Annotated in this window: 18 protein-coding genes; 6 read left to right on the plus strand and 12 right to left on the minus strand. The window is 58.0% G+C overall.

What is annotated here, in order from left to right; translation table 11 throughout:
- Nucleotides 1-19: 19 nt before the first annotated feature.
- From MD273_RS16630 to MD273_RS16645, 4 genes are read right to left on the minus strand one after another with little or no spacing between them, the layout of a single operon-like run.
- Nucleotides 20-1,009, minus strand: coding sequence for a polysialyltransferase family glycosyltransferase (locus tag MD273_RS16630; protein ID WP_239038933.1), 990 nt, complete (start codon nt 1,007-1,009; stop codon nt 20-22).
- Nucleotides 1,006-2,079, minus strand: a complete 1,074-nt coding sequence (locus MD273_RS16635; RefSeq protein WP_239038934.1) for a CDP-glycerol glycerophosphotransferase family protein — start codon at nt 2,077-2,079, stop codon at nt 1,006-1,008. Before MD273_RS16635 ends, MD273_RS16630 begins: the two co-directional genes overlap by 4 nt.
- The gene (locus MD273_RS16640) at nt 2,080-3,201 is read right to left on the minus strand and encodes a glycosyltransferase family 4 protein (protein WP_239038935.1); all 1,122 of its coding nucleotides are present in this window, start codon (nt 3,199-3,201) and stop codon (nt 2,080-2,082) included.
- Nucleotides 3,198-3,914, minus strand: coding sequence for a 3-deoxy-D-manno-octulosonic acid kinase (locus MD273_RS16645; protein ID WP_239038936.1), 717 nt, complete (start codon nt 3,912-3,914; stop codon nt 3,198-3,200). The genes MD273_RS16640 and MD273_RS16645 overlap by 4 nt, the downstream gene beginning before the upstream one ends.
- A gap of 156 nt (nt 3,915-4,070) precedes the next feature.
- Between MD273_RS16645 and MD273_RS16650 the strand changes: the two genes are divergently transcribed.
- Entirely contained in the window at nt 4,071-5,150 is a 1,080-nt protein-coding gene (locus MD273_RS16650) for a glycosyltransferase family 9 protein (protein WP_239038937.1), read from the plus strand.
- Between the two features lie 61 nt (nt 5,151-5,211).
- On the opposite strand, the gene MD273_RS16655 is transcribed toward MD273_RS16650, so the two are convergent.
- The 3 genes from MD273_RS16655 to glnE all read right to left on the minus strand — a co-directional run bounded on the left by MD273_RS16655 (nt 5,212) and on the right by glnE (nt 9,615).
- Nucleotides 5,212-5,616 carry a DUF6165 family protein gene (locus MD273_RS16655; RefSeq protein WP_239038938.1) on the minus strand — a complete coding sequence of 135 codons (405 nt, stop codon included), beginning with the start codon at nt 5,614-5,616 and terminating at the stop codon, nt 5,212-5,214.
- Nucleotides 5,617-5,705: 89 nt separating this feature from the next.
- Entirely contained in the window at nt 5,706-6,632 is a 927-nt protein-coding gene (locus MD273_RS16660; protein WP_239038939.1) for a branched-chain amino acid transaminase, read from the minus strand.
- A 79-nt stretch (nt 6,633-6,711) separates the two neighbouring features.
- Nucleotides 6,712-9,615: a bifunctional [glutamate--ammonia ligase]-adenylyl-L-tyrosine phosphorylase/[glutamate--ammonia-ligase] adenylyltransferase gene (gene glnE, locus MD273_RS16665; RefSeq protein WP_239038940.1), complete on the minus strand. Its 2,904-nt coding sequence runs from the start codon at nt 9,613-9,615 to the stop codon at nt 6,712-6,714.
- 80 nt (nt 9,616-9,695) lie between these two features.
- Between glnE and MD273_RS16670 the strand changes: the two genes are divergently transcribed.
- Complete coding sequence (locus tag MD273_RS16670; RefSeq protein ID WP_239038941.1) at nt 9,696-10,856, plus strand: potassium channel family protein; 1,161 nt, start codon at nt 9,696-9,698, stop codon at nt 10,854-10,856.
- A 9-nt stretch (nt 10,857-10,865) separates the two neighbouring features.
- Here the strand turns inward: MD273_RS16670 and MD273_RS16675 are convergent, their stop codons facing one another.
- The 5 genes from MD273_RS16675 to typA all read right to left on the minus strand — a co-directional run bounded on the left by MD273_RS16675 (nt 10,866) and on the right by typA (nt 16,853).
- Nucleotides 10,866-11,720, minus strand: coding sequence for a CYTH domain-containing protein (locus MD273_RS16675; protein ID WP_239038942.1), 855 nt, complete (start codon nt 11,718-11,720; stop codon nt 10,866-10,868).
- Between the two features lie 95 nt (nt 11,721-11,815).
- On the minus strand, nt 11,816-12,796 hold the full coding sequence (locus tag MD273_RS16680) for a porin (protein ID WP_239038943.1): 981 nt from the start codon (nt 12,794-12,796) through the stop codon (nt 11,816-11,818).
- A gap of 502 nt (nt 12,797-13,298) precedes the next feature.
- Complete coding sequence (gene dtd, locus MD273_RS16685; RefSeq protein ID WP_239038944.1) at nt 13,299-13,754, minus strand: D-aminoacyl-tRNA deacylase; 456 nt, start codon at nt 13,752-13,754, stop codon at nt 13,299-13,301.
- Nucleotides 13,755-13,837: 83 nt separating this feature from the next.
- Nucleotides 13,838-14,800, minus strand: a complete 963-nt coding sequence (gene pip, locus MD273_RS16690) for a prolyl aminopeptidase (RefSeq protein ID WP_239038945.1) — start codon at nt 14,798-14,800, stop codon at nt 13,838-13,840.
- 238 nt (nt 14,801-15,038) lie between these two features.
- Nucleotides 15,039-16,853: a translational GTPase TypA gene (gene typA, locus MD273_RS16695; RefSeq protein WP_239038946.1), complete on the minus strand. Its 1,815-nt coding sequence runs from the start codon at nt 16,851-16,853 to the stop codon at nt 15,039-15,041.
- Nucleotides 16,854-17,268: 415 nt separating this feature from the next.
- Here typA and glnA point away from each other — a divergent pair, with 415 nt between their 5' ends.
- From glnA to glnG, 4 genes are all read left to right on the plus strand, one after another.
- Nucleotides 17,269-18,672 carry a glutamate--ammonia ligase gene (gene glnA / locus MD273_RS16700; RefSeq protein WP_239038947.1) on the plus strand — a complete coding sequence of 468 codons (1,404 nt, stop codon included), beginning with the start codon at nt 17,269-17,271 and terminating at the stop codon, nt 18,670-18,672.
- 172 nt (nt 18,673-18,844) lie between these two features.
- On the plus strand, nt 18,845-19,369 hold the full coding sequence (locus MD273_RS16705) for a DUF4124 domain-containing protein (protein ID WP_239038948.1): 525 nt from the start codon (nt 18,845-18,847) through the stop codon (nt 19,367-19,369).
- 250 nt (nt 19,370-19,619) lie between these two features.
- Nucleotides 19,620-20,714, plus strand: a complete 1,095-nt coding sequence (glnL, locus tag MD273_RS16710) for a nitrogen regulation protein NR(II) (RefSeq protein ID WP_239038949.1) — start codon at nt 19,620-19,622, stop codon at nt 20,712-20,714.
- Nucleotides 20,711-22,144 (plus strand): nitrogen regulation protein NR(I), encoded by a 1,434-nt coding sequence (gene glnG / locus MD273_RS16715; RefSeq protein WP_239038950.1) that lies wholly within the window; start codon nt 20,711-20,713, stop codon nt 22,142-22,144. The genes glnL and glnG overlap by 4 nt, the downstream gene beginning before the upstream one ends.
- The last annotated feature ends 132 nt before the right edge of the window (nt 22,145-22,276 follow it).

Raw genomic sequence — 22,276 nt, forward strand, 5'->3', positions numbered from 1 at the left:
TGGCGTGTGAGCCCCCTCGTCAGAGCCGGGTTGTCTCCACGCCGATGCCCCGGAACATACTTTGGATCTCGTCATAAAACGGGAGTTTTGCGGCAAGGATGGCGTCATCAATCTGGTAGACGGGAAGTTCCGGAAAAATCTTCTTCAGGGTAAACAGCGCCGTTGAGGTAAAACTGTAGAACGCCACATAGGGTTCACGGGAAAGCGCCACTTCAACTTCAATGGGCCAGCGGGGTGAAGAGCGCAGCTCAATGGGGAGGCCCAGCAAAGCCTGCTTCAGCTCGCGACGCCGTTCTTTGCGGTGCATGAAGTAGACAATCTTCGCTCCCGGATGCCGTTCAACTACATGACGCACCTGGGATTGCATCTGCGTCAGGCGGTCTTCACCACCAAACGGCTGGCCAATAAAACCCACAAGGGGAGCCCCCTGCCTTCCTTCGTGTTCGGGCTGAAACGTCTGACGAAACACCGGAAAGTCATGAGTCGCAACATCCACCTTGTCAGAGCTCTCCAGGGGAAAGCAGGTAAAGAAGCTGACGCGATCCGGAACAACCCGGTGCAAATGGATACCCAGCCTGCCCAACAGCCTCCGTTTATCGGCGGTAACCCTGGAGGCAAGACCTTCGCTGTGGATTGCGTGGTAATATTTGACGGTTGCGAGCCCATCATCAACGAACACCAACTGTTTCCAGGACAACCCGAGATAGAATACCTCATGAATCCAGCTGGACTGGTTGCCAATAAAAAGACGGTCGATCTGACGACCTGACAACTGCCGAAATACGGAACTCAGGCGCAAATAGAAAGTGCTCTTGCGCAGATAGATGGTTTGCACCCCCTGCAACCCCAGCTGCTCAAGCAGGAATGCTACCTGTGTTTCGGTTACCCTGTTATCCGGCCGGGCAATAACCAGCAGGCAGGACTCATCGGGGCACCTATAATGGCCACGGGCTTCAGCGCAGCTGATCAGCTGCAGGGGCGTACTGGCTACAAAGACGTTCAGAGTCATCTCGAACTACGCATTTTCGTAAGTTCTTTGCGCAACCGACGCCTGACTTTGAGCTTTCGCAACAGGTTCATTGGCTTGGGTCGCAAGTCTGCCTGCTGGTTTACCAGAAAGTTCTCGACGGCATCCAGCACACGAACGCTGGATTTACCATCTCGGTAACTGTGCAGGTCCTCGCAGAGCGACCGGGTGGCTGCCATCAGGTCTTCGGGATACTCCAACGCCCTTGCCAGTGCAGGCTCAACGTCGTCAATCCGATCCACGTCGATCAGGTAGGGACCGGGCATTTTCGTCCTGAAGGTAACGACCGGGCGGTCGAGGAACATGAACTCGAACATGATGGAAGAAGTATCGCAAAGCATGACGTCCGCCTCCGGCAATATCGGCAGCAGATCTTCATCACTTTCCACAAATCTCAGGTTTTCGCCTGCCAGCTGCCGATAACGCTCCACCACTGCCGGATCCATTTTCGGGTGCAGAGTCACAATAAACCGCCAGCGGCCACTGCGCGACAGCTCGCCGATCTTTTCGACCAGATCGGGCGCTGAAGTCACGGAGCGGCTGAAGGTTGACGCGTAAAAAACAACCGGCAGCTCACCCGGTTGTCGCTCCCGGGCCCCCTGGACCGACCGGGACAGCAGGGGGTCGAGTTTTGGCCAGCCAGTGTGTGCTACCGCAAAGTGCCCATACTCTCCCGCCAGCTCCCGGAACTTAGCGGTATCCTTTTCCGCATGGGTGCAGTAAAGGTCAAACCAGCCACGTATCCGGTAATGATCGCTCTCGTCCTCACTGCTGTGTCCCCGTTTGTTCCTCGCCATTCCATGGAAGACCTCAACCTTGATTCCGGGAAAAAAGTACGGCACCCAGTCACCGGGCACGAAGGTGGCATCCGCCTTGTACTCCATCACCTCCCGCACCGTTTTCAGGCGGCGCTCATCGGGCCTGAGGGGATCGGTAGTACACCCTGCGACAAACCAGGCCGCTTCATGCCCACGACGTCGAATCTCCTCCTGCAGTGGTCGGAGAATCGAGTAGGAATAGGGCTGATTGACGAAAAAAAGAAATCGACGCATTCAGTCTCTGCCGGTCAAGGATTTATAAAGCTCACCGGTCTCGCGAACGGTTTGTGAGGTGTGGAACCGAGTTGCGATCCGCTCTTTTGCGGCTGCCCCCATCCGTTCCTGCAGGTCACGATCCCGATACAGCCTCTCAATGGCCGCCGACAGTGCAGAGGCGTCTTTTTGCGGCACTACCAGGCCGCTGACACCGTTTTCGACCAACTCGGGCATTCCGCCTACCCGGGTGACCACAGGTGGAACAGCGTATGCCATGGCTTCTATGACCGCCCTGGGCAAACCCTCCCGTTCAATGGATGGCAACACAAAAACATTACTTGCTGCTGCGATGCCCGGCGCATCCTGTCGATAACCGGTGAAATGGATCCGCTCCGGGTGCCTGGTTCCGGCGATCTGGGATTTGAGCTCTTCATTGTTGATCACGTCACCAACCAGAAGCAGGTGCACCTCGACATCATCAGGCAACTCATCAATCGCACGGACAAGCACATCAAAGCCTTTCCGGGGCCGGTCCCGCCCGGTGCAGCAGACTACGAAGGCGTTCTCTGGCACCCCGAACTGGCTCAGGTCGGTGGGCGGGTCCTGATACCATTGCAGATCATGGCCTTTGTAGATTCGCTGAAGCTTCCTTTCCGGAATGCGCATCCAGAGAAAACGGACCTCATCAGCAAGGTGGTCCTTGATGGCATCTGCCACGCACACGATCTTGCTGACCCTTGGATGCAGGAAGGTTATCCAGGACTCGGGGTTAAGGAAACTGATATTCCCGATCACCCCCCGATAGGCCACAATCCGGATATCGGTACCCTTGGAAGCCCGCAGCCCACAGGCAAGCGACCTGGGGTTGAAGGCATGAATAACCTCGTAGTGCTTCAGAGCCAACTGCTCCCGGATAGCCGCCGTACCCTCTTTGTCAAAGCGGTTTTGCAACGCCATGGGCCGGGCAACCAGCCCCTCATCCACCAGCCGCTGATAGTTTCGCCCCTTGGGGTTACACATGACATCCACATCAAACCCGGCGTTTCTCAAACCGATAAACAACTCGGTTTCAGGGCGGTCACAGGCATCTGTCAGACAAAGAATGGCTGGCAGAGCACGTTTTTGCTGCTGATCGCTCAAGAGTTCTGGCTCCCGTTATATCCGTTCAAAAATGAATCCCATACCCTCGCCAGGGCCGACTCGCCCGCCACCTTCCGGATCGAACGGGCAAAGCGTTCGAGGTTGCTCGCCTTCCACTTTTCTGGCGCCTGGCGCGGCATGATACGCCCCTTGTCAAAATCAATCAGGAAGCAGGTACCGTCTCTCACCAGAACATTGAAACAGTTCAGGTCCGCGTGGCGCACGCCGGCATCATGAAAGCGACGGACGGTTCTCCCAATCACTTGCCAGTCAGAGGGATCAAGGATCGGAATCAACTCGGCCAATGGCGTTGTACCGTCCAGGCGTTCAATAATGATTGCGGCCCGGTACTGGAACGTCGGGACCTTGCGGTACCATGCAGCAACCGGTCTCGGGACCGGCAGCCCCATGTTGACGAGCTGATTCAGCAGACGAAACTCGGCCACAGAACGGACATCCTGTTCGCGGGAGAAGACGTAATTCTGCTCGGAAATCCGGGCGACGAGACCGCCACGGCGGTATTCCCGAAGCACGACGCGCCCCGCCCCGGTATCGATGAACCAGGCTCCGCCGCGCCCTCCACTGCTAACCGGCTGCGCCTTTGCCCCCCAGAACTCAGGACGGAACCAGTCAACAGTTACCTGGCCCTCATAGTCGGGATGGACCAGCAGCACGGAGCCTTCTTCCCGCAAACAGATTTCGGATTCAACCATGGTCACCCGGACACAAGAACAGACACGACAATACCCGGCCCGGGCGCCTTTCGGGACCTTCGCCGGCGAGTACGATAGAATGGCGGCCAGTTTACCAATGATTGCCGGCAAAGCTCCACAAACCCGCTGCCTGAACCCTTAACGGATTGTTATCTGATGAAGTCTATCTGCATTCTCCGACTGTCTGCTATTGGCGATGTCACCCATGTAATTCCAGTGGTGCTCAGCCTCCAGGAACAACTGCCGGACGTAAAAATCACCTGGGTGATCGGAAAGATCGAAGCCAAGCTGATCGGGGATCTGCCCGGGGTTGAGTTCATCATCTTTGACAAGAAAGCGGGACGGGCAGGCTACGCGGATCTGCGCAGACAAATGAAGGGGCGCAGGTTCGATGCCTTGCTGCACATGCAGGTCGCGTTCCGGGCCAACCTGGCCTCTGCTTGTATCCCGGCGAAAATCCGGGTCGGTTACGACAGGGCCCGGAGCAAGGATCTCCATAGTCTCTTCATCAACCGGCGCATCGCACCCGCGGCACAGCAACACGTCCGGGACTGCCTGGCGAGCTTCCTGGAGCCCTTGGGACTCCAGGCAGCACCTCCCCGCTGGACCATTCCCCGGAGCGAATCGGACCGGGAGTTTGCCAGAACGCATCTGGCCGGAGACCGGCGGAACCTGGTCATCAGTCCGTGTGCCAGCCATCGACTGAGGAACTGGCCCACCGAGCGTTACGCACAGATTGCGGACTATGCGATCCGGCAGCACGGGATGAAGGTAATCCTGGTGGGCAGTCCAGCTCCGTTCGAACTCGAATATTGCGCCGCCATCGAGTCGGCCATGCAAGAGACAGCCCATAACATCTGCGGCAAGGACACCCTGAAACAACTGACGGCGCTTATGGCCGAGGCCGACCTGGTCATCGCGCCGGACACCGGCCCGGCCCACATCGCCAGCGCCGTCGGCACCGACGTCATCGGGCTGTTTGCGGCCAGCAACCCCAACCGGTCAGGGCCCTACAACTCGCTGCAATGGTGTGTGAACCGGTACCCGGAAGCACTGGAAAAATTCACCGGCAAGACGGTCGAAGAGGCCCGGTGGGGCACCAAGGCAGAGTTTGAGGGGGCCATGGAGCTGGTGACTGTCGAGGATGTTGTCGAAATGCTGGACCGGTGGGTCAGAGAGAATTCGGGATTGAACAGGGGGTCAGATGAAAGCGTTCAACTGACCCCGTCTTCCTGACCTGGCCCCGAATCTGAACATGGGGTCAGAAGAAAGCGTTCTTCTGACCCCGGGGTTCACTTCACTTCCGAGCGGTGTAGTCCTGGTAGGACTTCTCTTCCACAAAACGGGAACCCAATGCCAGGTTGACCTCTTTCTTGATCGCCGCGCGCTTGTCGTTGGTTACGTAAACGGCGCGGGCAAGCTCGATAAAGCGGGGGCCAAAATCCTGGGCGGCTTCCTGGTCCCGGATATCGTCCTCGATCACCCAAAGCTCCTCGTTAACGGCTTTGAGCTGCTTGCGAAGCTCTTCGATAACGCTTTGGTCCTTCACTGCCTCGTTCCAGGTCTCGGTCAGCTCGTCCAGCTCGAGACGCACATTTTTCAGTTTCGCCTCATCCTTGATCCGCTCGGACTTGATTTCGAGGATGGTGATTTTGTCCAGCACCTCACCGAAGGATACGGGTACCTTGATTACATCTGCCATTTGCTCGTCCTGAAAGAAAGTGATTCTGAATATACAAGAAAGCCGCCGGCTGATTCACAGTCCCGGCGGCTGTCGGTTCTTCTGGTAGATCAGCCTTTAACCAGAGTCAGCCAGTCGCTGTGCTCGGGCAGCTTGCCCTTCACCGCATCAAAGTAGCGTGTCTGCAGCTTCTCGGTCACCGGGCCGCGCTTGCCTTCACCGATGGTGCGACCGTCCAGTTCACGGATGGGCAGAACCTCGGCGGCGGTGCCTGTGAAGAACGCCTCCTCGGCCACATACACTTCGTCCCGGGTGATACGACGCTCCTTCACCTGCAGCCCCATGTCCCTCGCGAAATCCATGATGGTCGCACGCGTGATACCTTCCAGGCAGGAAGTCAGCTCGGGGGTGTGCAGGACGCCATCACGAACGATGAAGATATTCTCCCCGGAGCCTTCCGCCACATACCCCTCATTGTCCAGCAACAGGGCTTCCTCGGCACCGCCGGAGATGGCCTCATTCAGTGCCAGCATGGAGTTGATGTAGTTACCGTTTGCCTTGGCCTTACACATGGTGATGTTAACGTGGTGCCGGGTATAGGAGGAGGTGCGCACCTTGATGCCGATCTCCTTGGCTTCCGGAGACATGTAGGACGGCCAGCTCCAGGCAGCAACCATGATATGGACTTTCAGGTTGTCAGCACGCAGCCCCATGCCCTCGGACCCCAGGAACACCATCGGGCGCAGATAGGCTTCGTCCAGGTTGTTCTCACGCACCGCCGCGCGCTGGGCCTCATTGACCTCATCCTTGGTGAACGGCATTTTCATGTTCAGGATGTGGGCTGAGCGGAACAGGCGGTCGGTGTGCTCTTTCAGGCGGAAAATCGCCGGACCGTTCGCGGTGTTGTAGGCTCGCACACCTTCAAAACAGCCAAGGCCGTAATGCAGGGTGTGAGTCAGGACGTGGGTTTTGGCTTCCCGCCAGGGAACCATTTCACCGTCGAGCCAGATAAGGCCATCGCGATCAGCCATCGACATTGTATTCTGCTCCTAAAAAAGCCGTTTTCGGGGAGTCGGCATTCTAGCAGGAAAACTCAGGGAAAATAAATTTAGCTTACTAATCAAGCATCACTTTTTTCCACATACTTTTGATGTAGTCGCGCTCCTCCGTGAACGCATCTCCCTCAACCTGGCTGTTCAGGTTCTGCAACGCCCTCCGGTGGATGGTTGAGCGCAGGGTAATAAAAGCTTCCCTCAGCTTCTCGGTATCTTCCACCGGCAGCACTCCTGCTCGACCCAGCTCTTCCATCTGGCGGATATTATCAGACCACCGGGTCAGCTCCGGGTGGTCTGAACACCAGGCCAGCATCAGGAACTGCACCATGAATTCGATATCGACAATGCCGCCGGTGTCGTGTTTGATATGAAAGACTTCGGAGCGCCTGTTTTCCGGTGTTCCGAGGCTCGCGCGCATTTTCTCCCGCATCTCCACCACCTCATCCCGGAGCTTTGACCGGTCACGCGGCTGGCAGAGTATCTCGTGCCGGATTGCCTCGAAGCCCTCGAGGGTCTCGGCACAGCCGGCCACCCCCCGGGCCCGGGCCAGGGCCTGATGCTCCCAGGTCCAGGCATCGTTGCGCTGGTACTTCTCGAAGGCGCTCAAGGTCGTCACCAGAAGCCCGGAGTTGCCGGAGGGCCGAAGCCGCATATCCACCTCGTAGAGCTGGCCTGAGGGGGTCTGGGTACTGAGGATGTGCACTATTCTCTGGCCAAGGCGGGTAAAGAACACTGCGTTATCGATGGGTTTATCGCCATCGGTGGACAGCTCCGGATCCGCTTTGTGCACGAACACCAGGTCCAGGTCTGACGTGTAGCCAAGTTCGATTCCCCCCAGCTTGCCGTAGCCGATGATCGCGAAATCGGTCTCACAGCTGGAACCGTCTGACCGCCGCGGATACCCATGGCGGCTGACCAGGTTGGCGAAGGCCACATCCACCACGTGGTCCAGAACCACCTCGGCGATCCAGGTCAGGTAATCGCTCACCTTCATCAGCGGCAGGGTACCCTTGAGCTCTGAAGCAGCCACCCGGAGGATATGCGCCTTCTTGAAATGGCGCAGGGACTCCATCTGCTCTTCCAGATCCTCAAAGGGGATCCGCAGCATCTGCTGGCGCAGGTCATCCTGAAGCTCTTCCTTGGCCGGCGGGGTATACAGACTCTCGGCGTTGAGCAACTCGTCCAGCAGCAATGGCGTCTCAGCCAGCTGCTGTGCCACCCAGGGACTTTCGCTGCACAAGCGCACCAGCTGGGTCCGAGCCCCGGGGTTTTCCAGCAGCAGGACCATGTACGCGGTTCGCCTCAGGATCGCACTGACCAGCTGCAAGACCCGGGACAGAGTCTCAGACGGATTCTCCACTTCGGTCAGGGCATCGAGCAGCACCGGCATGAACTGATTGAGCCGTTTCCGGCCCTGAGTCTGGAGGGTCTGGACGGTCCGGCTATCCCGAAGCTCTGTGAGCTCACGGCAACTCTCCTCCGGATTCTCAAAGCCCTGTTCCTGAAGCCAGTTCCGGGCACTTTCATCATCCATTTCAGCCAGCCAGATTTCCTGCCACTCCTCCGCCAGCTCGGATTCCCCGGCCTCTTCTTCCTCTTCCGTGGCAATGATATTGGCAAAATGGGTGGCAACCCGTTCACGGTGCTCGTCCAGAACCCTCTGGCATTCCTCCCAGGCATCGAATCCCATAATCCGGGCAACGCGCGCACGGTTCAGGTCGTCGTCCGGCAAGGTTTGTGTCTGTTTGTCCTCGATGCCCTGCAAGGCATGCTCGAGATTCCTGAGAAATACGTAGGCCTCGCGCAACTCGTCGACTACGTCCGGTGGTAACAGCTCCAGGGCCTCCAGCTCTTTGAGGATGACCAGCAGCTCCCTCTGCTGCAACTCCCGGTCACGGCCGCCCCGTATCAACTGGAACGCCTGGACCACGAACTCGATTTCCCGGATACCGCCACTACCCAGTTTTATATTGTTTTCCAAGCCCTTGCGACGCACTTCCCGGCTGATCATCGCCTTCATACTGCGCAGGGATTCAAAGGCACTGAAGTCGATGTACTTGCGATAGACGAATGGGCGCAGACTGTCCATCAACACCTGCCCCGCCCCCTGATCGCCGGCGACAACACGGGACTTGACCATGGCATAGCGTTCCCAATCCCGACCCTGGTCCTGGTAGTAGGTTTCCAGGGCGGCAAAGCTCAGCGCGAGGGCCCCGCTCTGCCCATAGGGCCGCAACCGCATATCGACGCGAAAGACAAAGCCGTCGGCCGTTATCTGGTCAAGGGCCTGGATCAGCCGCTGCCCCAGCCGAGTGAAGAATTGCTGGTTATCCAGTGAGCGCCGGCCGCCACGGGTCTCACCCTTGCCTGGAAACGCAAAGATCAGGTCAATGTCCGAAGAGACATTGAGCTCCCGCCCTCCAAGCTTGCCCATGCCAATCACCACCAGGGGCTGAGCAACCTCCTCACCGGTCACGGGATCCGGGCCGTAGGGCGTTCCGAACTGCTCACAAGCATCGTCATAAAGCCAGCCCAGGGCGCCGTCGATACAGGTGTCCGCGAATGCGCTGGCCGCGGCAATGGTTTCGGCCAGATCGGCCCACCGAAGCAGATCACGCCAGATGATGCGAAACTGGATTTCCCGCCGGAACCGACGCAAGGCTGAGTGGAGAGCCGGTTCGCCATCCACCTCTCCAAGATACTCCTGCCAGCGTTTTACCAGATAGTCCGGCGTTGTCGGCTCAGAGAGAAGACGGGACCCAACCGCCTGCCTGACCTGGTCCGGGTGCCGCTCCAGAGTCTGACGAAGGAACAGACTGCGACCAATGGCGTCGGCAACCAACGACGCCGAGACGGCCTGATCCTCAGCCAGCCAGTCAGGGAGCCCCTCCGGAAAAACCGACTCCCAGCATTCGGCAACGTCCTCGGCGATCAGTGACGGCAAGGCACTCCATGGCGCGGACATAATGCAAACCCCTGTCTCTCTGTTATATTTTCGGTACTGTATACCCTACTCACCCATGACTGAACAGGCCTCACACCCGGATGCAGCGAAATCGCCGTCCCCTGAACCCGGAACACGCACAAACCCACCTGCCAATGGGGGGACTGATCCGGCACAGGATGAAACGCCTGTTCCTGATTCTGGTCATCCTGATGTCCGCTCAGGTCCTGGTGATCTGGGCGGTGGAAGACCTCAGTTTCTTTGAATCGATCTGGATCACCATGACCACTGTCTCAACCGTCGGTTATGGAGACTTCGCACCCAAGACCTACATCGGGCGGATCAGCACCATACTGATCATGTTCGTGGGAGCGATCACCCTGCTGACGTTGATCGTCAGTGACTTTATCGAATACCGGTTCTACCGCCGGGAACGCATTATCACCGGACGCTGGATCTACAAAATGAAAGACCACATCGTCATCATAAACACTCCTCGCAGTGGCGGCGCCCAGTATTTCATGCGCTTTGCCTCACAGGTGCGTGCCGTACCGGGTTATGAAACCATCCCGATCATGCTGCTCACGCGCCAATTTCCCGAGGGTCTGCCGACAGAACTGTCTGATTGCGGGGTCGTGCACTTCCATGGTTCGGGCAGCGATCCTGAAGCCCTCAAGGCCGTGCACACGGGGAGCGCTCGACACATCATTGTCCTCGCGGCGGATGAGGCCGATCCCAGCTCCGACAGCCTCACCTTCGATATCGCTCATCGGCTGACGGAAGCCAACCTTGCCGGACGAACAACGCTGGAGTGCGTGAGTGACCGCAACCGGGAACGGTTCAAGGCCCTCGGAATCCGGACCATTATCCGTCCGGTTCGGACCTACCCCGAAATCATGGTACGGGCGGTGGTTGCCCCCGGCTCCGAAAAGGTGCTGGAAGATCTGTTCAACTACGAGCGGGATCACCCCCACCGTTACGAACTCGAACTGGACGATCTGTCCTGGGCGGACATCGTCAGCGCACTGGTGCGCCATGGCATTGGCACTGCGCTGGCTTATATTGACCACGACAACGAAGTAATCTGCCACCCACCAACCAATGAAGAAGTCGAAGGCAAGGGGCTGATCGTCCTGGTGAAATCCACGGACACACCGGGCGTGGAGGTGGTGGAAGAAGCGCTGGACCGGTACCGGAAATTCCTGGCCAGCTGGCATGAGAAGCATGACGACAAAGCCGGAGAAAACTCCAGGCCGGCCTGACGCGACTCGTCAGGCCGAGGCGAGCTGGAGCTGTAATTGCCCCAGTTTCAGGTCGCCAGCCAATTCCCGAACGCCCGCTCCTCGCTCAAGTGCCTCAATCACCTGCTTGAAGACCGCCCCGGCGCCGGCCGTGTGGGCAGCTTCTTCAACCTCGGACAGATCGCTACCTCCGGCCTGCCAGCCTCGTTCCTGCAGCCATGCCAAGCTCAACTGATACAGGAATGCCGTTACCGACAACGCACCGGCCTCAGGGTCCACCCTCGGCTTGTATAGCCCCGCCAGGTAATACCCCTGCTCCGCCTTGCTGACCAGGTTCAGGAACACAGACACCTCCTGTGCCAGCTCACGGGCCAGCGACATCAGAATGGCAGGCTCGCCGGACTTGAGCTCAAACTCCACTTCATTCAACGGCTCCGTGCGATCGCCGCTGGCGACGGTTCCGGAATCCAGCGCAACCTCCACCACGGCGTCATCCCGCCTGATCATCCAGACCTGGCGCCGAAAGTTGGTTTCAAACACCACTTCCAATTCGGCGAGATTGACGTTTTCACCCAATGGCGTATCCGCAAGCAGCCCCAGCCTCAACTCGGGCCCCGGCAACGGCCATTCCCACTCCTGCCGGCGGTGGGCACCGTTTATAAACTCCCCTCGTGTCTTGAGGGTCTGGATGTACCTGTCACCGGCCTGACGGACTCTCAGTGCCGCTTTCTGACGATTCAGATCAGCCGCTGGCGTGTCGAAATAGCGGTTGATCAGAGTCTTTTCTCCGGCATAGTCCGCGGATGCATCTCGCGATAACCACTCCCGGACCTTTTCCAGTTCAGGCTCTGCAATTGTCAGTTTGATCTCGAGCTCTTCCGCCATTTCCGGCCTCCTGTCGGTGTTTTGACTGAGCATACAAAAAAACCGGCGACCCGAAGGTCACCGGTTTTGGACTACTTGATTAGCTGTTTAGCTGATCAGAAGTAGTAGACACCACCAACGGCTACAGCAGAACGCTCGCTTTCGTTGGCAACGCCGTATACACCGTCGTCACCATTGCCCAGGTAGCCTTCAACATACACGTACATGTGGTCAGACAGGTTATGCAGGGCCTGCAGAGTCAGAGTGTCACGCTCGGTATCGTTTGCGTCGTCAGCAACGTCCAGCTCGTAGGAAGCGGCGAACTGGTTAGCGCCCATGGCGTAAACAGCGTGTACACCGTAACGGTCACCGACGTCCTTACGGGTCTGGTACTGACCGGTCAGGCTCAGAGCGTCCATGTCAAAAGTGGCACGCACACCGTAGGTGTTTTCGTTGTTCGGACCGCCAGCACCGTCGTTGGAGTCCATGGCCACGGCCAGCTCCAGGTTGTCAACCGCGTAGGTGGCGGCCAACTGGTACGGGTAGGACTTCTCACCGCTCTTGTCCGGGAGAGTGGCGTCGTCAAGGTCACCGTTGATCTGTACAGCGGCGCCCAGGGTCAGGCCGCCGAAGGACGGAGTCATGTACTGAACAAGATCACCTTCGCCAGTCTCGTAGCCACCGCCGAAGTTGTAGGCAGCGAACTCGTAGAAGTTGGCGATCTTGTCGATGGCGCTCTCATAGGTGGAGTCATCAGAGCCGACCCATACCTGGCCGAAGCTGTCGCCCTTCACACCGATGTAAGCTTCATCAACGTCTTCCAGACCGGTCTCACGGTCCTTGTCGTCAGCTGCCAGCCCTTCAAGCTCCAGCTTGAAGAACCCGGTGATGCCCGGAGCGATCTCGTGGTCGTGTTTGACACCCAGAGTGGAACCGTTGTCTGCGTGCTCCAGGCCATTCTCGCCGCCCTTCACGTCAGCGTGGTAAACCACGTACTGGATGTTACCGTAAACGGTCGGCATGTTGCTTTCCTGGGCAGCGACAGCGCCAGAGAAAGTAGCTGCTGCAATAGCAGATGCGATGAGCGTTTTTTTCATGTTGCGTCTTCCTTTTTGAGTTAACTCAGGTTTTAGCGACGGGTACTGATCCCGATTTTTTTAAGGCATCACCAGTCAGGCTGGATGTGCCGGATTCTCGATTATCTCCATGTCATTTTTATTACATCGAGATAACTTTTCTTCTTCTTTTGAAAACCTGCAGAACTACAGGTCTTTATAGCTCAGTTACTTACAGCACTTTCTTAAAGCGGCAAGTAATGAATCTGTTTTAATACAAAGAACCTGCATTTGCAAATTTTAAACAGCGCATTTTTAGCTTGTTTGGCACCAGAAAGGCAACCCTTTATAGCCAGGCGCTCTGTTCAGTTTTGTGTCCAATACACTACAAATACGAGGCCAACCACTTTTTTTCTCTTCCAATTCAGCGACCTAAAGAACATCAATCCTGGAGCCGAACTGAACAGACACTCAATCCCTTCCCACGGTGCACCAGCTGCAAACACGGAGGCATGCAGCGCCCCCTGGTGGTGCACACATTCTTTTATGACACCCCGTTCACTTCCAACATGAACGTTACCGGGCCATCATTAACCAGCTGTACTTGCATATTCGCCCCAAAACGCCCCTCCGCGACGAGCTCAGCCCCCAGGCACCCGGTTGCCTCCTGCACAAACTCGCGGTATAGCTCATTGGCGGCTTCCGGCTTTGCGGCCAGCGAAAAGCCCGGACGGGTTCCCGAGCGGGTATCGGCTGCAAGGGTAAACTGGGGCACGACAAGCAAGCCGCCACCGATGTCCTGCAGACTTCGGTTCATACGGCCCTGCTCGTCAGGGAAGATACGATAGGAAAGAATCTTTCGGCACAGTTCCTTTGCCTCTGCTGGCCCGTCATCCCGCTCAATCCCGAGCAGGAGTAAAACTCCACGGCCGATCGCGCCAACTGACTGGCCATCAACCGTGACACTGGCTTCCGATACTCTCTGGATAAGCCCTTTCATTCGCTTCCTGACAGACGGCGAAATTACGAATCGGCAAGAGTGTATCCCTGCTCCCCGAAGACCGCAACCCGGCCAAAGGGTTTTTATCCGACAGGCTTCTCGGTTTTCGCCACCACTTCCTCCACGCCTCGTATCAGGGCATCGACAATGGCAGGCTCGGAAGCAGAATGACCGGCATCCCGAATGATCCGCAGGTCGGCTTCCGGCCACGCATTGCTCAGCGCCAATGCGTTATCCAGCGGGCAGACCATGTCATAGCGGCCGTGAACGATGATCCCGGGAATGTCCGCAAGCTTGTAGGCGTCGCGGACAATCTGATCAGGTTCCAGGAAGGCATTGTTCATGAAGTAGTGGCACTCGATCCTTGCCAGAGCAATCGCCACATGGGGATGGGCGAAATGCTCGACCACCCGGGGATTGGGGTTCAGAGTGGCGCACCGTCCTTCCCAGATCGACCAGGCCTTGGCGGCCTGGATCTGCTCCAGCTCGTTGGAGCTGGTCAGCCGCCGGTAATAGGCAGAAACCATATCAGCACGCTCTGACTCGGGGATCTGCGCCTCAAAGTCCTCCCAGTAATCCGGAAACACCCGGCTGGCGCCCTCCTGGTAGAACCAGTGAATATCCCGCGGCCGGCACAGGAAGACACCTCGCAGGACCAGCCCCGACACCCGGTCAGGATGTGTCTGTGCGTATACGAGACTCAGTGTTGAACCCCAGCTGCCGCCAAACAGCAGCCAGCGATCAATGCCCAGAAACTTGCGAACCGTTTCCATATCCTCCACCAGCTTGTCGGTGCTGTTTCCTTCCAGCTCCGCCAACGGTGTGGATCGGCCCGCACCGCGCTGGTCCATGAGAATGATCCGGAAGCGCTCGGCATCAAAGAAGCGCCGATGGTAATCCTCACAACCACCCCCTGGCCCTCCATGCACCACCAGAACGGGAATGCCGTCCGGGTTGCCGCTTTCTTCTATATAGAGTTCGTGGGGAGGGTCTACCGCCAGGCGGTGATGGGTGTTGGGGAGGATTTCAGGGTAGAGGGTTAGCATCGGCAGAACTCCGGCGTAATCGTTTAATCGGAGTTTGGCTGAACATGGGGTCAGATGAAAGGGAAACAGGGGTCTGAAGAAAGCATTGTTTTGAGCCCGGGAGCAGAGCTTAACCCAGGAATAAAAAAGGGGTCAGATGAAGGCTTTCATCTGACCCCGGGGCTGGCGTCGAGATTGGGGAGCAAAGCCGGGGTCAGAAGAAAGCGTTCTTCTGACCCCATTTTCTCGCCCGAGACAGCTATGACTTCTTGCCGGCGCGCTTGCGCTCGTTCTCGGTCAGCAGTTTCTTGCGCAGGCGAATGGACTTGGGTGTTACTTCGACCAGTTCATCGTCATCGATGAACTCCAGCGCCTGCTCCAGAGTGTGCTTGATGGGCGGCACCAGGCCGATCACTTCGTCTTTACCGGAGGCACGCATGTTATCCAGTTTCTTGGCCTTGGTGGGGTTGATCACGATGTCGTTTTCACGACTGTGAATACCACACAGCTGGCCCTCGTAAATCTCGTCACCCGGTGCCAGGAAAAGCTTGCCACGACTTTGCAGGGTCTCCAGCGAATAAGTCATCGCTGTACCTTTCGCCATGGAGATCAGTACCCCGTTCTGACGACCAGCCATGGCACCTTCTTTCAAAGGTCCGTAGTGGCTGAATGTCGACGTCAGAATACCGGTACCGGAAGTCATGGTCAGGAAGGCGTTTCGGAAGCCGATCAGGCCACGGGCCGGGATGAGGTATTCCACCCGCATGCGGCCTTTGCCGTCCGGAATCATGTTGGTCATCTCGCCCTTGCGCAGGCCGAGCTGCTCCATCACCGGTCCCTGGTGCTGCTCTTCGATATCCACGATCACGTTCTCATACGGTTCCTGTTTCACACCGTCGATTTCCCGGATAACCACTTCCGGCCGGCCAACGGCCAGTTCGAAGTTCTCGCGGCGCATGTTCTCGATGAGAACCGAAAGATGCAGTTCACCCCGGCCAGACACCTTGAACTTGTCGGCAGAGTCGCCCTCTTCCACACGCAGAGCCACGTTGTGCAGCAATTCCTTTTCCAGACGCTCCTTGATGTTGCGGCTGGTGACGTACTTGCCTTCCTTACCGGCGAACGGGGAATCGTTCACCTGGAAAGTCATGGAGACGGTGGGCTCGTCTACGGTCAGTGGCGGCAGAGCCTCCACGTTGTTCTGGTCACACAGGGTGTCGGATATGTAAAGCGGGTCCAGACCACTGATGCACACGATGTCACCAGCCTGGGCCTCATCAACTTCGACACGCTGCAGGCCGGAGTGCCCCATGATCTTGAGGATACGGCCATTACGCTTCTTGCCGTCGGCCCCAATGGCAGTAACCGGGGTGTTGGTCTTGACCGAGCCGCGCATGATGCGGCCGATGCCGATGACACCCAGGAAGCTGTTGTAATCCAGCTGGGAGATCTGCATCTGGAACGGGCCGTCCCGATCGACCGCAGGCGCGGGCACGTGGTCGACAATCGCCTGAAACACGGCATCCATATTGTCATCGAGGCTTTCGTGCTCCATCCCGGCAATGCCATTCAGGGCACTGGCGTAGACAATCGGGAAGTCCAGCTGTTCGTCGGTGGCCCCAAGGTTATCGAACAGGTCAAACACCTGATCCACGACCCAGTCCGGACGGGCGCCGGGACGGTCGATCTTGTTCACCACCACAATCGGGCGCAGGCCTGCTGCGAACGCCTTCTGGGTGACAAAACGGGTTTGCGGCATGGGGCCGTCGATGGAATCCACCACCAGCAGCACACTGTCAACCATGCTCATGACCCGCTCAACTTCGCCGCCGAAGTCAGCGTGCCCCGGAGTGTCCACGATGTTGATATCGTAGTCTTTCCATTTCAGCGCGGTGTTCTTGGCCAGAATGGTGATGCCACGCTCTTTTTCCTGGTCGTTGGAATCCATAACGCGCTCGTTTTCGAGCTCCTTACGGTCCAGCGTGCCGGACTGGCGCAGCAACTGGTCAACCAGGGTGGTCTTACCGTGGTCTACGTGGGCAATAATGGCGACATTTCTGAGCTTTTCAATCACAACGGGTTTCCTGAGGAAAAAATGAGCGGCGCGCAGTATATCGAAAAGTCGATGTCGTTAATATGAAGATTAATGCCTATTCTTTAACCAGCGATCTCGCACTCATATGGCGCACCAAAACGCCAAGCGCACCATATTAGTGCACTCATTTGGTGCATTTTGCCATGGAAGAGCCTGCCTGGTCGCGCCATAACGGCCCCAGACCCGCATGGCTGCGCCTTTCTGGCGCAAGCACGAAAAACTGGCAAGCCGATTGCTTATGGTAAGTCAGCCGAAAATTATCAGGTAAGGGATGCACGCTTTTGGTAAGCTGCCCGAACCCGAAGAACAGATCGGATCTCCGAATCCCTGATCGATCCGGCATCACGAACATGAAATACGCCCGCGCTGCGGGATAACTTACGGAGCATGCACAATGTCCAAGACGATTGATTTGATCAAAGAACACGAAGTCAAGTGGGTTGACCTGCGCTTCACAGACAGCCGCGGTAAAGAGCAGCACGTTACTCTGCCGGCCACTGAAGTTGATGAGGATTTCTTCACCGACGGCAAGATGTTCGACGGCTCCTCCATCGCTGGCTGGAAGGGCATCAACGAATCCGACATGATCCTGATGCCGGACGACGAGACCTCCGTCCTGGATCCGTTCACCGAAGAAACCACTATCAACATCACCTGCGACATCGTCGAGCCTTCCACCATGCAGGGCTACGAGCGTGATCCCCGCTCCGTTGCCAAGCGCGCCGAAGAGTACCTGAAGTCCACCGGCATCGCCGATGGCGCCCTGTTCGGCCCGGAGCCGGAGTTCTTCGTGTTCGATTCCGTCAAGTGGAACGTCGACATGAAAGGGGCCATGTACGAGATCCACTCCGAAGAAGCCGCCTGGGTTTCCGGTGAAGATTTCGATCGCAACAACATTGGTCACCGTCCGGGCGTAAAAGGTGGCTACTTCCCGGTTCCGCCGGTAGACAGCCTGCATGACCTGCGTGGCGCCATGTGTGCGGCCATGGAATCCATGGGTCTGGAAATTGAGGTTCACCACCACGAGGTTGGTACCGCAGGCCAGTGCGAAATCGGCGTTGGCGCGAACACCCTGACCCGCAAGGCTGACGAAGTTCAGATCCTGAAGTACTGCGTCCACAATGTGGCTCACGCCTATGGCAAGACCGCCACTTTCATGCCCAAGCCGGTGGTTGGTGACAACGGTTCTGGCATGCACGTGCACATGTCCCTGAACAAGGACGGCAAGAACCTGTTCGCAGGCGACGGCTACGCCGGTCTGAGCGAGATGGCCCTGTACTACATCGGCGGCGTTATCAAGCATGCCAAGGCTATCAACGCCTTCGCCAACAGCTCCACCAACAGCTACAAGCGTCTGGTGCCGGGCTTCGAGGCGCCGGTTATGCTGGCCTACTCCGCCCGTAACCGTTCCGCTTCCATCCGGATCCCGTACGTCAACAGCCCGAAAGCGCGCCGTATCGAAGTTCGCTTCCCGGATCCGTCTGCCAACCCGTACCTGGCGTTTGCAGCCCTGATGATGGCCGGCCTCGACGGCATCCAGAACAAGATCCACCCGGGCGATGCCATGGACAAGGACCTGTACGACCTGCCGAAGGAAGAAGCACTGAACATTCCGACTGTGGCAGAAACCTTCCAGGAAGCTCTGGACTGCCTGGAGCAGGACCACGAGTTCCTGACCCGTGGCGGTGTCTTCACCGAGGATATGATCCAGGGTTACATCGACCTGAAGCGCGGTGAGGTAGAGCGTCTGAACATGACCACTCACCCGGTTGAGTTCGACCTGTACTACTCCTGCTGATCCGATCCAACCCGGATTGAAAGAAGCCCCGCCCTGTGCGGGGCTTTTTTTGTGCGCAGACTCACACTCTCACGCCCTTAACGATATGTAACCAACAAGGACCGGCCGGGGCGTTGAAAAGGCCTCACAGGCCGTTGATAATCAAACCAAACCAACATTGCAGGTCAGGGTTATGAACGCGAAGTACGGATTGGTGGCAGGTTTTCTGATTTTGCTCTCGGCACCGGCCGTCGGCGAGGTATACCGGCACGTCGACGCCCAGGGAAACGTCACCTACTCCGACGAACCGATCGAGGGCGGCGAAACGGTTGATGTCAAACCGGTTACCACCGTCACCCTGCCCAAGCCGCAGACAGTTCGCGAGACCGAGAAGTTGCGGGAGGAAGTGAAACGGGAAGGTGCCGTCTATGACAGCGTTTCCTTCGTTCACCCGCAAAATGACCAGGCCTTCCACAGCGGCAGCGGAGATGTCCGCTTTGAGGTCACCAGTACTCCGGGACTGCAGTCCGGCCACAAATACGAAGTCACCCTCGATGGCCAGCCCGTCGCCCAGACCTCCTCGGGCTCGGTGGTCGTGAACAACATCTACCGCGGCACCCATCAGGCCGGCGTCCATATCGTGGACGAAAACGGCGTACAAGTGAAAACCGGTTCGCCCGTCAGCTTCACCGTCCACCGCCCTTCCGTCCAAAACTGACTCTACATCGTTTCGCCCCATACTGGTGCATACGCACCACAAAAAGGCCATACTCTGATCAGCAACAGGGCGGAATTGCCCGGCTGATCACTCAGCACCAAACACAGTGCACCAGCGTACTGCACTCGTGGCGTGCCATTTCGGGCACGGGCCCTGCCTTTGCCCATCTTTAGAGGCACAGCGGTCAAACTGGTTCGGTTCTTGCAATTCCTACCCCGTCATCTTTGAAACGACACGACAGGAATTGCCCATGGCATTCGCCCCGGCCCTAAATGACGGATACAAGAGCATTCTGGACAGCCTGAGCACGGCCGTCCTCGTACTTGAAGACAACCTGAAAATCCGTTACCTGAACCCCGCCGCCGAGAGCCTGTTCGAGACCAGCCTCACTCGCAGCCTGGGGCATCCGTTCCGCGAGATCCTTGCCGCGTCCGAGGATGCCCTCAACACCCTGTACGCTGCGCTTAGGAACGGCCAATCCTATACCCGCCGGGAGGCGGAGTTCATGCTGACCAGCGGGGCGAGGCTGACAGTCGACTATTCCGTCACCCCCATTTCCCTGGAGCCGACGGAATTGCTCATCGAGATCCAGCCACGGGACCGGCTGCTTCGTATCAGCCGGGAAGAGGACCTGATCTCGCAGCAGGAAACCACCCGCATTCTTGTGCGCGGCATGGCCCATGAGATAAAGAACCCTCTGGGAGGCATACGCGGGGCAGCGCAGTTACTGGATCGGGAGTTGAACGACGAAGACCAGCGGGAATACACCCGGGTTATCATCGACGAGGCCGATCGCCTGCGCAGCCTTGTGGACCGTATGCTGGGACCGAACAAGGCACTCAAGTTCGCTCCCGCCAATATCCATGAGGTCCTGGAACGGGTACGCACCCTGCTTGAGGCTGAAAGCAAAGGTCGGGTCACCTTCCGGCGCGACTACGATCCGAGCCTGCCAGAACTATGGGCCGACAAGGAGCAGTTGATCCAGGCGTTCCTCAACATCGCCCGCAATGCCATGGAGGCCGCATTCGAGAACCAGACAGGCGCGAGCAACGAGGAACCGCCGACCATCATGTTCCGGACCCGGGCCCTGCGGCAATTCACCATTGGCCACAAGCGGTACCGGCTGGTCTGCCGTGTGGACGTCATCGACAACGGCCCGGGAATCCCGCCGGATCTGTTGCAGAACATTTTTTATCCGATGATCAGTGGCCGTGCCAGTGGCACCGGCCTGGGCCTTTCGATAACCCAGAGCATCATCGGTCAGCATCACGGGCTCGTGGAATGTGAAAGCGAGCCCGGGAAAACGGACTTCATCATCTTCCTGCCCCTGGAGGAAAACCCATGAGCCAACCGGCGAACGTCTGGATCATAGACGACGACCGCAGTATTCGCTGGGTGCTGGAGCGCGCCCTGAACCAGGCCGGCATGCACCCCCGGGTCTTTGAAAGCGGCGAAAGCATCATGACCCGCCTGGAACACGAACACCCTGACGCCATCATCAGTGATATCCGGATGCCGGGCGTGGACGGCATCACCCTGCTCTCCCAGATCGTGGAAGCCCACCACGACGTGCCGGTTATCATCATGACCGCTCACTCGGACCTGGAAAGTGCCGTTACCAGCTATCAGACAGGCGCCTTCGAATATCTGCCCAAGCCCTTCGATGTGGACGATGCTGTGGCACTGGTCAAGCGCGCCGTTGCTCATAGCCATGAACAGCGCGCCAAGGCCGAACCACAAACCGAGAGCGTCCAGCGTAATACCGAGATCATCGGCGAGGCGCCGGCGATGCAGGAAGTTTTCCGGGCCATCGGCCGGCTTTCCCATTCCAACATCACCGTACTGATTAATGGCGAGAGCGGCACGGGCAAGGAATTGGTTGCCCAGGCCCTGCACAATCACAGCCCCAGGGCCAAGCACCCGTTTATTGCCCTGAATATGGCAGCTATTCCCAAGGACCTGATCGAATCCGAGCTGTTCGGTCACGAAAAAGGCGCTTTCACCGGTGCCGGTGCGGCCCGACAGGGTCGTTTTGAACAGGCCAACGGCGGCACCCTGTTTCTGGATGAGATCGGGGACATGCCCGCGGATACCCAGACCCGGCTGCTGCGGGTTCTGGCAGACGGTGAGTTCTACCGGGTTGGCGGCACCACGCCGATCAAGGTCGACGTGCGCATCATCGCCGCCACGCATCAGGACCTGGAAAAGCTGGTCCAGGGCGGCAGCTTCCGGGAAGACCTGTTCCACCGGTTGAACGTGATCCGGGTGCACCTGCCCAAACTCGCGGAGCGACGGGAAGACATCCCCCGGCTCATGCAGCACTTCCTCAAACGAGCTGCCAAAGAGCTGGCCGTCGAGCCGAAGATCCTGCGCCCGGACGCCGAGGAATACCTCACCACCCTGCCCTGGCCCGGCAACGTCCGCCAGCTCGAGAACACCTGTCGCTGGCTGACTGTCATGGCCAGTGGCCGCGAAATCCATATCGACGACCTGCCACCCGAATTGCTGCACCAGGCCGAATCCGAAACCACCGCCACCGGCCAGACCTGGCAGGAAGGTTTGCGTAACTGGGCCGAGCAGGAACTCAAACGAGGCAAGAAAGGCATCCTCGACACCGCCATACCCGAGTTCGAAAAGATCATGATCGAAACCGCGTTGAAACACACCGGCGGCCGGCGCCGGGATGCCTCAATTCTGCTGGGCTGGGGCCGGAATACACTGACGAGGAAGATCAACGAACTGGGACTGGATCATCCGGAGGGCGAAGAGGATTGAGGCAGCGCTCTCGTCATAGCCTGGCGCAAGCCCGGGGTTCAGTCCCGAACACCGGGCCGGGGTCAGATGAAATCCTTCATCTGACCCCACTTTCACCCCAATCTCTGCAGCACAACCTGACCCGGGGTCAGA

It is taken from the genome of Marinobacter sp. C7 (assembly GCF_022343555.1).
In the GTDB taxonomy this organism is placed as follows: Bacteria; Pseudomonadota; Gammaproteobacteria; order Pseudomonadales; family Oleiphilaceae; genus Marinobacter.

Coding starts and splice junctions, on each gene's coding strand:
- MD273_RS16675 (WP_239038942.1), bottom strand. CDS start 11,720: ATGGCGGAAGAGCTCGAGATCAAACTGACAATTGCAGAGCCTGAACTG.
- MD273_RS16670 (WP_239038941.1), top strand. CDS start 9,696: ATGCAGCGAAATCGCCGTCCCCTGAACCCGGAACACGCACAAACCCAC.
- MD273_RS16660 (WP_239038939.1), bottom strand. CDS start 6,632: ATGTCGATGGCTGATCGCGATGGCCTTATCTGGCTCGACGGTGAAATG.
- glnL (WP_239038949.1), top strand. CDS start 19,620: ATGGCATTCGCCCCGGCCCTAAATGACGGATACAAGAGCATTCTGGAC.
- MD273_RS16705 (WP_239038948.1), top strand. CDS start 18,845: ATGAACGCGAAGTACGGATTGGTGGCAGGTTTTCTGATTTTGCTCTCG.
- MD273_RS16650 (WP_239038937.1), top strand. CDS start 4,071: ATGAAGTCTATCTGCATTCTCCGACTGTCTGCTATTGGCGATGTCACC.
- MD273_RS16630 (WP_239038933.1), bottom strand. CDS start 1,009: ATGACTCTGAACGTCTTTGTAGCCAGTACGCCCCTGCAGCTGATCAGC.
- glnG (WP_239038950.1), top strand. CDS start 20,711: ATGAGCCAACCGGCGAACGTCTGGATCATAGACGACGACCGCAGTATT.
- pip (WP_239038945.1), bottom strand. CDS start 14,800: ATGCTAACCCTCTACCCTGAAATCCTCCCCAACACCCATCACCGCCTG.
- MD273_RS16635 (WP_239038934.1), bottom strand. CDS start 2,079: ATGCGTCGATTTCTTTTTTTCGTCAATCAGCCCTATTCCTACTCGATT.
- glnE (WP_239038940.1), bottom strand. CDS start 9,615: ATGTCCGCGCCATGGAGTGCCTTGCCGTCACTGATCGCCGAGGACGTT.
- MD273_RS16680 (WP_239038943.1), bottom strand. CDS start 12,796: ATGAAAAAAACGCTCATCGCATCTGCTATTGCAGCAGCTACTTTCTCT.
- dtd (WP_239038944.1), bottom strand. CDS start 13,754: ATGAAAGGGCTTATCCAGAGAGTATCGGAAGCCAGTGTCACGGTTGAT.
- MD273_RS16645 (WP_239038936.1), bottom strand. CDS start 3,914: ATGGTTGAATCCGAAATCTGTTTGCGGGAAGAAGGCTCCGTGCTGCTG.
- glnA (WP_239038947.1), top strand. CDS start 17,269: ATGTCCAAGACGATTGATTTGATCAAAGAACACGAAGTCAAGTGGGTT.
- MD273_RS16655 (WP_239038938.1), bottom strand. CDS start 5,616: ATGGCAGATGTAATCAAGGTACCCGTATCCTTCGGTGAGGTGCTGGAC.